The 11,676-nt window shown below is 70.5% G+C and carries 10 protein-coding genes; 6 read left to right on the top strand and 4 right to left on the bottom strand.

Features of this window, described 5'->3' with window-relative positions; all coding sequences use genetic code 11:
• The first annotated feature begins 2 nt into the window (after positions 1 to 2).
• The 3 genes from FZN60_RS06040 to FZN60_RS06030 all read left to right on the top strand — a co-directional run bounded on the left by FZN60_RS06040 (position 3) and on the right by FZN60_RS06030 (position 4,636).
• Positions 3 to 509: a MarR family winged helix-turn-helix transcriptional regulator gene (locus FZN60_RS06040; RefSeq protein WP_158872147.1), complete on the top strand. Its 507-nt coding sequence runs from the start codon at positions 3 to 5 to the stop codon at positions 507 to 509.
• A 390-nt stretch (positions 510 to 899) separates the two neighbouring features.
• Positions 900 to 3,050, top strand: coding sequence for a ferredoxin family protein (locus tag FZN60_RS06035; RefSeq protein WP_158872145.1), 2,151 nt, complete (start codon positions 900 to 902; stop codon positions 3,048 to 3,050).
• A gap of 11 nt (positions 3,051 to 3,061) precedes the next feature.
• Positions 3,062 to 4,636: an indolepyruvate oxidoreductase subunit beta family protein gene (locus FZN60_RS06030; protein WP_158872143.1), complete on the top strand. Its 1,575-nt coding sequence runs from the start codon at positions 3,062 to 3,064 to the stop codon at positions 4,634 to 4,636.
• 75 nt (positions 4,637 to 4,711) lie between these two features.
• Here the strand turns inward: FZN60_RS06030 and FZN60_RS06025 are convergent, their stop codons facing one another.
• The 3 genes from FZN60_RS06025 to FZN60_RS06015 form a co-directional block, all read right to left on the bottom strand.
• Entirely contained in the window at positions 4,712 to 5,386 is a 675-nt protein-coding gene (locus tag FZN60_RS06025; protein WP_158872141.1) for an amino acid ABC transporter permease, read from the bottom strand.
• Between the two features lie 85 nt (positions 5,387 to 5,471).
• On the bottom strand, positions 5,472 to 6,269 hold the full coding sequence (locus tag FZN60_RS06020) for an ABC transporter substrate-binding protein (RefSeq protein WP_158872139.1): 798 nt from the start codon (positions 6,267 to 6,269) through the stop codon (positions 5,472 to 5,474).
• A 55-nt stretch (positions 6,270 to 6,324) separates the two neighbouring features.
• Positions 6,325 to 7,455 (bottom strand): aminotransferase class V-fold PLP-dependent enzyme, encoded by a 1,131-nt coding sequence (locus tag FZN60_RS06015; RefSeq protein ID WP_158872137.1) that lies wholly within the window; start codon positions 7,453 to 7,455, stop codon positions 6,325 to 6,327.
• 298 nt (positions 7,456 to 7,753) lie between these two features.
• On the opposite strand from FZN60_RS06015, the gene FZN60_RS06010 reads away from it, so the two are divergent.
• Both FZN60_RS06010 and FZN60_RS06005 read left to right on the top strand, forming a co-directional pair.
• Positions 7,754 to 8,140, top strand: a complete 387-nt coding sequence (locus tag FZN60_RS06010) for a Rid family hydrolase (protein ID WP_158872135.1) — start codon at positions 7,754 to 7,756, stop codon at positions 8,138 to 8,140.
• 32 nt (positions 8,141 to 8,172) lie between these two features.
• Positions 8,173 to 9,342: a pyridoxal phosphate-dependent aminotransferase gene (locus tag FZN60_RS06005; protein ID WP_158872133.1), complete on the top strand. Its 1,170-nt coding sequence runs from the start codon at positions 8,173 to 8,175 to the stop codon at positions 9,340 to 9,342.
• Here the strand turns inward: FZN60_RS06005 and FZN60_RS06000 are convergent.
• Positions 9,329 to 10,066, bottom strand: coding sequence for a GntR family transcriptional regulator (locus tag FZN60_RS06000; RefSeq protein ID WP_158872131.1), 738 nt, complete (start codon positions 10,064 to 10,066; stop codon positions 9,329 to 9,331). The genes FZN60_RS06005 and FZN60_RS06000 overlap by 14 nt on opposite strands.
• A 149-nt stretch (positions 10,067 to 10,215) precedes the next feature.
• On the opposite strand from FZN60_RS06000, the gene FZN60_RS05995 reads away from it, so the two are divergent.
• Entirely contained in the window at positions 10,216 to 11,526 is a 1,311-nt protein-coding gene (locus tag FZN60_RS05995; RefSeq protein ID WP_158872129.1) for an NAD(P)/FAD-dependent oxidoreductase, read from the top strand.
• Positions 11,527 to 11,676 lie beyond the last annotated feature (150 nt).

Below are 11,676 nucleotides of genomic sequence, written 5' to 3'. Positions count from 1 at the left end.
GCATGGTGGGACGATACGGCCGCGGCGTCCTCGGCAGCGCGGACGAGCGCGAGGGTGCCGTCCCGTCCATGGGCGAGCTCGGGCTGAACCACTTCGCGCCCTACCTCCTCAACCGCATCGCCGCCCGCTGGAACGCCGACCTGTCGGAGGAGCTCAAGGCCTTCGACATGACGACGGCCAAGATGCGGGTGCTCGCCATCCTCAGCGTCTCCAACGGCCTCGCGATCAACGAGCTCAGCGTCTACGCCGTCACCGAGCAGTCCACCATGAGCCGCACCCTCGACGCCATGGAGGAGCAGGGCCTCGTGCGCCGCAGTCCCCGCGCCGAGGATGCGCGCGTGCGCGAGACCCACATCACCGAAAAGGGCGCCGCGGCCTTCGCGGCGATCTGGCCGATGATGGTCGGGCGCTTCCGCCACATGTTCGAGGGCGTCTCGGAGACCGAGTACCAGGCCTTCGTCGCCACCCTCCACCGCATCCTCGCCAACATCCGCCGCAACGACATCTGAGCGGCGGGCCCGACCGCAGGCCGGCCTGCGACCGAGCCGCGGAGCCCCGAAATTCCGCTCGCCCGCCTCCCGCTTCGTCATCCCGGGTCAAGCCCGGGATGACGAAGCGGAGAGTGTGGACGGTGATGTGAGGGGGCGGGGATGGCGGGAACTGGGTGACGGAGCGGGTCGGGAGCGGCGAGGGCAAGGAGGAGACAGGATGCGCCTCTCGGGCGCCTTGCTTCTGTCTTATGCATTTGCCTCTTTTTTGATGCGGGCCTGACTGGAAGCGCAGGCAACTTGCACAGGTCGGCAAATTGACATGGTTCCAAAAAGCATGAAGATGCATGGATATCGGCGGGCGCGGACAGGCGGCGCCCGCATGCCTCCATCCAGACATGTGAGCGCTCCATGGCCGAGAGATCCTTTGTTCGCGAAGTCGAGGAACTGAAGCTCGGCGAGGGCGAGATCTTCCGCGGCGAGGGCATCCTCGCCATCACCAAGGCGCTGCTCCAGTCCGGCGTCTCCTATGTCGGCGGCTATCAGGGCTCGCCGATCTCGCACCTCATGGACGTCCTCGCCGACGCCCGCGGCGTCATGGACGAGCTCGGCGTGCACTTCGAATCCTCGGCCTCCGAGGCCGCGGCCGCGGCCATGCTCTCGGCCTCGGTGATGTATCCCGTGCGCGGCGCCGTCACCTGGAAGTCGACGGCCGGCACCAACGTCGCCTCCGACGCGCTGTCGAACCTGTCCTCCGGCGGCGTCACCGGCGGCGCGCTGGTGATCGTCGGCGAGGACTACGGCGAAGGCTCCTCGATCATGCAGGAGCGCACCCACGCCTTCGCGATGAAGTCGCAGATGTGGCTGCTGACGCCCCGGCCGAACCTGCCCTCGATCGTCGAGGCGGTGGAGGCGGGATTCGAACTCTCGGAAGCCTCCAACACGCCCGTCATCCTCCAGGTCGGCATCCGCTCCTGCCACGTCCACGGCCAATTCGTGGCGAAAGACAACAAGCGTCCCGCCTTCACTCTCAGGCAAGCGGTCGAGAACCCGCGGCGCGACGTCAACCGCATCGTTCTGCCGCCCGCGGCCTACATCCACGAGAAGGAGAAGCTCGAGAGCCGCTGGCCGAAAGCGATCGACTTCGTGCGCGACCGCAGGCTCAACGAGCGCTTCGGGCCGGAGGAGGGGCGGATCGGCCTGATCCTCCAGGGCGGGCTCTACAACGGCGTGATGCGCGCGCTCCAGCACCTCGGCCTCGCCGACGTCTACGGCGCCTGCGCGCTGCCGCTCTTCGTCCTCAACGTGTCCTATCCGCTGATCGACGACGAGCTCGTCGCCTTCTGCGCCGGCAAGGACGCCGTCCTGATGATCGAGGAGGGCCAGCCCGAATATATCGAGCAGGCGCTGAGCCTCATCCTGCGCCGCCACGACGTGCAGACGAAGCTCGCCGGCAAGGACGTCCTGCCGCGCGGCGGCGAATACACCTCGCAGGTGCTGGGCCGCGGCATCGGCGCCTTTCTCGACAAGCACGCCCCCGAGCTTCTCGGCAACCGCCCGCCGGTGCCGAGCGCCGACGCCATCCTCGCCACGCCCGAGGTCAAGGCGCTCGCCGGCGTCGTGCCGGCGCGGCCCGCCGGCTTCTGCGTCGGCTGTCCGGAGCGGCCGATCTTCGCGGCGATGAAGCTCGTGGAAAAGGAGCTCGGCCCCCACCACGTCTCCGCCGATATCGGCTGCCACCTCTTCTCGATCCTGCCGCCCTTCAACATCGGCGCGACGACCATGGGCTACGGCCTCGGGCCGGCCTCGGCCTCCGCCTTCAACGTCGAGGCGGACAAGCGCCCGATCTCGATCATGGGCGACGGCGGGTTCTGGCACAACGGCCTCAACACCAGCGTCGGAAACGCCGTCTTCAACCGCCAAGACGGCGTGATCATGGTGGTGGACAACTACTATGCCGCCGCCACCGGCGGGCAGGACATCCTGTCGTCCCGCGCCGAGAACGCCGAGCGCTCCACCAACAACTCGATCGTTGCCGCCGTGAAGGGCGTCGGCGCCAAATGGGTGCGCCACGTCGACCGGACCTACAGCGTCGCCAAGATGCGCGACACGCTGAAGGAAGCTCTGACGACGCCCGAGAAGGGGCCGAAGGTCATCGTCGCTTCCTCCGAATGCTCGCTCAACAAGCAGCGCCGGGTGAAGCCGATCTTCGCCAAGGCCGTGAAGAACGGCGAGCGGGTCGTGAAGGAGCGCTTCGGCGTCGACGAGGACGTCTGCACGGGCGATCACGCCTGCATCCGCCTGTCCGGCTGCCCCTCGCTCTCGGTCAAGCACACGGCGGACCCGCTCAAGGACGATCCGGTGGCGGCGATCGACAACGGCTGCGTGGGCTGCGGCAATTGCGGCGAAGTGTCGGAGGCCGCGATCCTCTGCCCCTCCTTCTACAAGGCCGACATCGTCTTCAACCCGACGAAGACCGACCGCTGGCTGGCGCGCCTGCGAGACCGCGTCATCGGCTTCCTGCAGCGCCGGCGCGACGCGCGCCGCGTGTCCTTCGCCTGAGGCCCGACGCGATGACCGTCCACCCGAACTTCCCCGCCGCCGATCAACCCTCGCGCCTGTCCACCGACAAGCCGCTCTCCGTCGCGATCCTCGCCATGGGCGGGCAGGGCGGCGGGGTGCTGGCCGACTGGATCGTGGCGGCCGCGGAGGGCGCCGGCTGGATGGCGCAGTCGACCTCCGTGCCGGGCGTCGCCCAGCGCACGGGCGCCACGATCTACTACATCGAGCTCCTGCCCGAGCGGGACGGCGTCGCGCCGATCCTGTCGCTGATGCCGACGCCGGGCGACGTCGACGTGGTGCTCGCCGCCGAGTTCATGGAGGCCGGCCGCTCCATGCTGCGCGGCCTCGTCACGCCGGACCGGACGACGCTTCTCACCTCCTCGCACCGCTCCTACGCGGTCGGCGAGAAGGAGGTGCCGGGCGACGGGATCGGCGATCCGGACAGCGTGGTGGAAGCCGCCGGCATCGCCGCCAAGCGCATCGTCGCCTTCGACATGCAGACGCTGGCGGAAAAGAACGGCAGCGTCATCTCGGCGACGATGTTCGGGGCGCTGGCGGGTTCCGGCGTCCTGCCCTTCGCCCGCGAGCACTTCGAGGCGGCGATCCGGGCCGGCGGCAAGGGCGTCGAGCCGAGCCTCAAGGCCTTCGCCGCCGGCTTCGACAAGGTCGCCGGCAACGACCGCCAGGAGATCGTGCCCAAGGCGCCGGGCAAGGACCTGCCCGAGCCGCCGGTAACCGTCGGCGTGCCCGCCCTCGACGCGCTGCTCGCGCGCATCGCGGCGCTGCCCGAGAGCGTCAGGCCGATGGCCTATGCCGGCGCGAGGCGCCTCGTCGACTACCAGGACCCGAACTATGCCGCGGAATACCTCACCGCGCTCGAAGAGCTCCGCGCCGAGGACGAGCGGGCGGGCGGCGCCGCCAAGGACTGGCGCTTCACCGAGAACGCGGCGAAGTACCTCGCGGTCGCCATGGCCTATGACGACGTCGTGCGCGTCGCCGACCTCAAGACGCGGTCGGCCCGCCTGCCGCGCATCCGCCGCGAGGTCGGCGCGAAGGACGACCAGATCCTCGGCCTCACCGAATACATGCATCCGCGCATGGAGGAGGTGGCCGGCACGCTGCCGGCCCGTCTCGGCCACGCGATCGAGAACCGCCCGAAGCTCTTCGCCGCGCTCGACAGGATCGTCAATCGCGGCCGGCGCGTGCGCACCGACCGCATCCATTGGTTCCTGGCGCTCTATGCCGTCGCCGGCCTCAAGCGCTTCCGCCGCGGCTCTCTGCGCCACGAGCGCGAGGCCGAGCACTGGACGCGCTGGCTGGCGCTGGCGCGCCGGACGCTGCCCGCGAACTACGACCTCGCCGTCGCGATCCTCTCGGCGCGCCGCCTGGTGAAGGGCTATTCCGACACCCATGCGCGGGGCAATTCCAAGTTCGACCGCGTGCTGAGCGCCGTGCCGACGCTTCTGCCGCAGGCCGAGGGCGGCGCCTGGATGGAGCGCCTGATCAAGGCGGCCCTTCTCGACGAGGAGGGCAAGGCCCTCGACGGCGCCCTCCTCACCGTCGCCTCGGCCTACGAGACGACCTGATCCGCCGATCGGGACCCGCACATGAAAAGGCCGCGGAGCGATCCGCGGCCTTTTTGGTTTTCCGGAGCGGAGCCTTCAGCGCGCGGTCTTGGCGCGGCTGCGCATCTCCAGGAAGGAGACGAGGCGCACCATCGGCCAAAGGATGGCGAGGTAGATCAGCGCCGCGCCGATCAGCGGCGTCGGGTTCGCCATCATCGCCTGCGCGTCGTTCGCCTGCTTCAGAAGGTCGGGCATGGCGACGACCGAGGCGAGCGCCGTGTCCTTGAGCACCGAGACGCAGTTGCTGGTCTGCGGCGGGATCATGACCTTCACCGCCTGGGGCAGGATCACCTTCCGCATGGTGAGGCCGAAAGGCAGGCCCAGCGCCGAGGCCGCCTCGAACTGCCCGCGCGGCACCGTCTCGATGCCGGCCCGGCAGACCTCCGCCGTGAAGGCCGACAGAACGAGGATCAGGGCGATCGCGGCCGAGGCGAAGGAGGACAGGCGGATGCCGACGAAGGGCAGGGCGTAGTAGAGGAGGATCAGGACGACGAGAACGGGAAGCGCCCGGAAGATGTCGATGTAGCCGACGGCCAGCAGCCGGACGGGCTTCGGCGCGTAGAGCCGCAAGAGGCACACGACGAGGCCGAGGATGCAGCCGAAGACGATCGCCGTCGCCCCGAGAAGAAGCGTGTTCCAGAGCCCCCGCAGGAGGATCGGAAAGGCGCGCGCCATGACCTCGGCGTTGAAGAAGGTATCGATCAGCCCCATGGCAGGCCCCCGAGAAATGCGCGGCGCGCCGGACGGCCGGGCGATCGGAGCCCGTGCCGTCCGGCGCGCCGGTGGTGGTTCTTCGTTACTGCGCGGTCGGGATGTCCGAGGCGACGACGGTGCTGGTGCCCTCGCTGGGGGCGACGCCGAACCACTTCTCGTGGATCTTGGCGAGCGTGCCGTCCGCCTTCATCGCCGAGATCGCCTCGTTGATCTCGGGCAGGATCGCCGAGTCCTTCGGGGCCATCATGGCGAAGCGCTCGCCGGTCGGGATGCGGATCAGGATCTTCAGGCCCGGGATCTTGGTCATCGCGTACTGGAAGCCGGCGATCTCGCCCGCGCCGCCGTCGATGCGCCCGTTCTGGATGTCCAGCATGAGGTCCTGCTGGGCGTTGTAGCCCTTAACCTCGGCGATGCCGTACGTCTCGGCGTTCTCGTTCGCCCACTTCTCGCCGGTCGTGCCCGAGACGACGCCGATGACCTTGCCGTCAAGATCCTCGAACTTGGCGATCTGCGAGCCCTCGCGGCCGAGGATCGTGCCGTCGCTGTCGTAGTAGGGCTGGGTGAAGGCCTGGTTCTGCAGGCGGTCGTTGGTGATCGAGATCGAAGAGACCGCGAAATCGATGCGGTGCGAGGCGGTGGCGGCGAAGAGCGCCTGGAAGCCGAGGTCCTGGAACTCAACCGGTCGGCCGACGCGCTTGGCGGCTTCCGTGGCGACGTCGACCTCGAAGCCCTCGAAGGTGCCCGCGTCGTTCTTGAACTCCCAGGGCGGGTTCGACGGATAGGCGCCGACGACGATCGGGTCGGCGGCGAAGGCGGGAAGCGCCGGCGCGAGGGCCGCGGCGGCGAGAACGAGGCCGAAGAGGCGGCGCCGGTCGAGCATGGACGAAACTCCTTGGGGCTGTGGCCGCCGGTCGAGGCGGCCGGGATGGACGCGATCAGGCGGCGGCGGAGCGCCGGACGCCGAATTCTGCGAGGGTGGCGAAGAGGCGGGTAATCTCCGCTTCCTCCGTGACGAGGCCGGGCGACAGGCGCATCACGGAGCCGCGCGCGTCGCAGTAGAGGCCGCGCTCGCGCAACGGGCCGACGAGGGCGGCGGCCTCCTCGCCGAGGTTCAGCATGACGCTGCCGCCGCGCTTCTCCGCTTCGCGAGGCGAGGCGAGGGGAAGGCCCGCCTCGTCCGCCGCCTCGACGACGCGGTCGGTCAGCCGGGCATTGTGGGCGGCAACCGCGTCGAGGCCGGTGCGCTGGAGGAATTCGAGGCCGGGCAGCGAGCCCGCGGCCGGCAGGATCGAGGGCGTGCCCTGGTCGAAGCGCCGCGCGTCGGGGGCGTAGCGGAAGGCGTCTAGGGCCCAGGAGAAGGGGTTCTCCTGGCTGAACCAGCCGCGGAACTCCGGCTCGCAGGTTTTCAGGAGGTCCGGGCGCACCTGGAGAATGCCCGCGCCGGAGACGCCGCAGAGCCATTTGAGCGAGGTCGAGACCACCGCGTCGACCTCCGCCGTCGCCACCGAGAAGGGGCGGATGCCGACGCCTTGCGTGATGTCGGCGACGACGAGGCTGCCCATCGCCCGGCCGTGCGCGGCGAGCGCGGAAACGTCGCAGCGATGCGAGGCGGTGGAGGTGACGAAGGTGAGCAGCGCCAGGCCGACGTCCGGCCCCCAGGCCGCGATCATGTCCTCGTCGCGCACCCAGCGCTCGCCGGCGCGCAACGGCACGGTGTCGAGCGTGAAGCCGAAGCGGGGGCCGAGGGCCGAGAGGAGGAAGTGGAGGCTCGGGAAGCAGTCGGCGGCGACGAGCACGCGCTTGCCCGCCAGATGCTGTGCGGGGAGGGCGCCGATCAGGCTGTAGAGGCCGGCGGTGACGCTCTCGGTCGTCGTCAGCGATCCGGCCGGCGCGTCGATGACCCGCGCCCAGGCCTCGATGAAGCCGGCGCGCAGGCTCAGCATGGTCGGCCACTGCGCGTCGTTCTCGGCCGACCAGTCGTCGGCGAAGCGCCCGAGCGCCTCGCGCAGCGCTTCGGCCTTGCCGGGGAAGGTGCCGATGGAATGGTAGAGGAAGTAGCCGCTCACCCGCCTGTCCGCCCGGTCGAGGAAGGTAGTTTAGGTTTGAAATTCATAGGCGAGATTCCGACGGATGCAAACGGCGGATGATCAGTCCGACGAATTTTTTGAAGGCTCGGCTGGTTCGATCGCAAGGCCGTTCCAGGCACCCGCGACCGATTGTCGGATACGACGCTACCAGCGTTCGATCGTTTGATCAAACAGCTTTACACGGTATGTGGGGCGGCGTTATCCCAGGCCGTTCCCGTCGGTCGCGACGGGCACGGGTGACAACCCTATCGTCCCGCCAAGCCTTTGGAATCCCGCCATGACGCGACGCTCGATCTATTCGGGTTCGAAGTTCGAGGAGATCGCCGGTTACGCCCGCGCCGTGGTCGACGGCGAGTGGGTGCTCGTTTCCGGCACGGCCGGCTACGACCCGGCGACCATGTCCTTTCCGGACGGCGCCGCGGCCCAGGCGCGTCAGGCGCTGACAACGATCGCGGCGGCGTTGGCGCAGGCCGATGCGACCCTCGCCGACGTCGTCCAGGTGCGCGTCTACCTCTCGGCGCGCGAGCACGTGATGCCGGTCTCGGAGATCCTGGGCCAGACCTTCTCCGACCCGCGCCCGACCAACACCACCATCATCTGCGGCTTTCCCGCCGAGGAGATCCTCGTCGAGATCGAGGTCGCGGCGCTGCGCCGCCGGCCCTGACCCGCCCTTTTGCCTGAACAGGACCCAAGCCCGTGAAACGCGTCGCGCAGCGGATTTCCGCCACCGCCAAGAAGAGCTTCGGCATGTATGCCAAGGCGGCTGCCCTCGAAGGGGAGGGCCGCGACCTCGTTCATCTCGAGCTCGGCAAGCCCCATGCCGACACGCCCGCCCACATCAAGGAGGCGACGATCCGGGCGCTCCGGGCCGGCGACGTCCACTACAGCGACCTCCAGGGCGTGCCGAGCCTGCGACGGGCGCTGGCGGACAAGCTGCGCGAGGCGAACGGGCTCGACGTCGAGCCATCCGACATCCTCGTCACCAACGGCCTGACCCACGCCTCCTTCGCCGCCTTCATGGCGCTGCTCGATCCTGGCGACGAGGCGATCCTGCTCGAGCCCTACTATCCCCAGCACGTCGGCAAGATCGAGCTGGCGGGCGCAAGGGTGGTGACGGCCAAGCTCGACGCCTCGCGCGGCTTCGCGATCGACCCGGCCGCGATCGAGGCCAAGATCACGCCTCGCACCCGGATGATCGTCCTCGTCAACCCGGTAAACCCGACGGGCCGCGTCTACACCCGGGGCGAACTCCAGGCGCTCGCCGACCTCGCGGTGCGCCACGACCTCCTCGTGGTCTCCGACGAGGTCTACGAGGAGATCGTCTTCGACGGGAATGCCCACGTCTCGATCGCCTCGCTGCCCGGCATGGCCGAGCGGACGGTGTCGATGTTCGCCTTCACCAAGTCCTTCGCCATGGACGGCTGGCGGCTCGGCTACCTCGCCGCGCCCCGCTGGGCGATGCCGGGGCTCCTCAAGATCACCGCCAACGACGCCACCCACGTCAACACCTTCATCCAGGCCGGCGCGCTCGCGGCCGTCACCGGCCCGCGCGAGGCGCTGGAAGGCCTCGTGTCCGAGGATCGGGCCAAGCGCGACCTCGTGGTGCAGCGGCTGAACCAGATGCCGGGCGTCACCTGCGCTCTGCCGGAGGGCACGATCTACGCCTTCCCCGACGTGTCGGGCACGGGCCTGCCGGCGCAGGTGCTGGCCGACCGCCTGCTGGACGAGGCCGGCGTGGTGGTCGAGGCGGGCAGCTTCTACGGCGAGGCGGGCGAAGGGTTCCTGCGCGTCTGCTTCGGCTCGGAATCGACCGAGCGGCTGGAGGAGGGCTTGGCGCGGATCGGCACCTTCCTCAATCAACTGTGAGGGAGGCGGGCGCGCTCTCGCTCGGGCAGAGCGGCTGGAGGAGGTGCTGCGTCGAGCGGATGTCGGCGCGCAGGTGCCGGCCCGCCGCCTCGGCGTCTCCGGCCTTCAGGGCTTCGAGGATGTCGACGTGGTGGCGCGTATAGGTCTCGATCTCGCCCGCCCCGAGCAGCGGCTCCATCTGCTTGGTCAGCATGCGCAGGTATGGCCCGAAGCGCAGCCAGAGCGATCCGGCGAGCTGGTCGAGGACGGCAGAGCCCGACGCGGCGTAGATGGCGAAGTGAAACTCCTGGTTTCGCGCCAGCATCGCCGCCGCATCCTTCTCGCGGCCCGCTTCCGCGTGCTCGCGGGCGAGGTGCTCCAGCCGGCGCAGGACCGCCGTCGTCATCGTGCCCGCCGCCCGCTCGGCCGCCGCGCCCTCCACCACGAGGCGCGCGTCGCACAGGTCGTCGAGACGCTCGCGGCTGACGGCGGGAACCACAACGGTGCCGCTCGACGAGACCTCCAGCGCGTTCTCGGCGGCGAGCCGCCGCAGCGCTTCGCGCACCGGCATGTGGCTCGTGCCGAACTGATCCGCGAGCGCCGCGATGGTCAGCGTCTGGCCGGGATCGAAGCGGCCGGCCATCAGGGCCTGGGCGAGGCCCCGATGCACCTCGTCCTGGAGCGTGCGGCGCGCCGAGACGGGCTGGAGCGCGCCCTCGAAGGGGGCGGACACAAGTCGCGGCATCGCGCCGTCTCCCGGAAGACCGTTCCCGGCGCGAAGCGGGGAAGGAGCGAGGATCCTTTGATCCCGGTGCTTTACGGTCGCGAGGACGAAGGTGCAAGGACGAGCGCGGCGAGCCGGATCACGGCGAGCCGCCGGGCCGGGAGGACGAGGTGACGGAATCGCGCGAGGCGGAGCACCGCCGAACCCTCTGGTGGCGCACGGCCGCGGTGCCGGCCGCAGGGCCCGCCGCGCCCCCGGTGGACGGGCTCGCGGTCGACGTCGCGGTGATCGGCGGCGGCTTTCTCGGCCTGACCGCCGCCTGGCACCTCGCCCGCCGCGGACGAGACGTCTCGGTGCTGGAGGCGGGCGAGGTCGGCAGCGGCGCGAGCGGCGTCAATGCCGGTTTCGTGGTGCCGAACTTCGCCAAGGCCGATCCGGCCGCCGTCGTGAAGCGCTTCGGGACCCGGCGCGGCGAGGCGCTGCTGCGCATGGTCGGGGCGGGAGCTTCCCGCGTCTTCGAAACGGTTCGGCAGGGCGGCATCGCCTGCGACGCCGAGCAGACCGGCTGGCTCCACATCGCCCATTCGCGAGACGCGCTGGAAGTCTTGCGCGCGCGCGCGTCCGCCTGGGCCGCGCTCGGCCGGCCGGTGCGCATCCTGGAGCGCGAGGAGGCGCGGGCGCTGTCCGGCGCCCGGCTCTGCGCCGGCGCGCTTCTCGACGAGAGCGGCGGCATGCTGAACCCGCTTGGGCTTGCCCGCGGCCTGGCGCGACTGGCGGCCGACGCCGGTGCCGCGATCCACGAGGGCGTCGCGGTGGAGGCGGTGGAGCCGGAGGGCGGCGTCTGGCGGCTGCGCCATGCCGGCGGGAGCATCAGCGCGCGGCGCGTGCTGCTGTGCACCAACGCCTTTCGGACCGGAGTCGCCGAGCGCCTCGCGGGCACGGTCGTGCCGCTCCAGGTCTATCAGGCCGCGACCGCGCCCTTGCCCGAGGCCGAGGCCCGGCGCCTCGCGCCCGGCCGCCACCCGGCCGCCGACACGCGCGCCAACCTCTTCACCTATCGCCTCGACGCGCAGAACCGCCTGATCAGCGGCGGCATGTCGATGCTGCCGGTCGGCGCGCACGGCCGCATGGGACGGATGATCGTGAGCCGGCTCGCCGAAGAGCTGCGCCTGTCCTCCGTGCCGCCGCTGGAGCGCGTCTGGACGGGGCGGGCGGCGATGACGACGGACTTCCTTCCGCGCATCACCGAATTCGGCCCCGGCTTCCTCGGCGGCATCGGCTGCAACGGGCGGGGCATCGCGCTCACCGCCATGCTCGGCGAGGTCTTGGCGGACGCCGCCTGCGGCGCGCCGCTGGCGAGCCTGCCGGTGCCGAGCGGCCCGCCCCGCCGCCTGCCCCTCGCCCCGCTCGCCCGCCTCGCCCCCTCCTTCGCCATCGCGCAGGCGCGCTGGCAGGACCGGACGCTCGGGCGGGAGATCTAGCCGGAGGACCGCTCCCAACGGATGGAGCGGCCTCGCGTCTGCACAGTCAGAGGCCGCAGCATGTCGGCTGCTTTCCGTCTCCCGCTGACGAGAGAAGGTAGCGTTAGCCGCTTGCGCGGCCGACACCCTCGCCCGCTTGCGGGCGAGGGT

The sequence above is a fragment of the Antarcticirhabdus aurantiaca genome (genome assembly GCF_009765365.1).
GTDB lineage: Bacteria > Pseudomonadota > Alphaproteobacteria > Rhizobiales > Rhizobiaceae > Antarcticirhabdus > Antarcticirhabdus aurantiaca.
The sequence above is the reverse complement of the archived record's forward strand: the minus strand, read 5'-3'. Positions and strand labels throughout refer to the sequence as shown.

Coding starts and splice junctions, on each gene's coding strand:
- FZN60_RS06025 (WP_158872141.1), bottom strand. CDS start 5,386: ATGGGGCTGATCGATACCTTCTTCAACGCCGAGGTCATGGCGCGCGCC.
- FZN60_RS06040 (WP_158872147.1), top strand. CDS start 3: ATGGTGGGACGATACGGCCGCGGCGTCCTCGGCAGCGCGGACGAGCGC.
- FZN60_RS06035 (WP_158872145.1), top strand. CDS start 900: ATGGCCGAGAGATCCTTTGTTCGCGAAGTCGAGGAACTGAAGCTCGGC.
- FZN60_RS06030 (WP_158872143.1), top strand. CDS start 3,062: ATGACCGTCCACCCGAACTTCCCCGCCGCCGATCAACCCTCGCGCCTG.
- FZN60_RS06020 (WP_158872139.1), bottom strand. CDS start 6,269: ATGCTCGACCGGCGCCGCCTCTTCGGCCTCGTTCTCGCCGCCGCGGCC.
- FZN60_RS06010 (WP_158872135.1), top strand. CDS start 7,754: ATGACGCGACGCTCGATCTATTCGGGTTCGAAGTTCGAGGAGATCGCC.
- FZN60_RS06000 (WP_158872131.1), bottom strand. CDS start 10,066: ATGCCGCGACTTGTGTCCGCCCCCTTCGAGGGCGCGCTCCAGCCCGTC.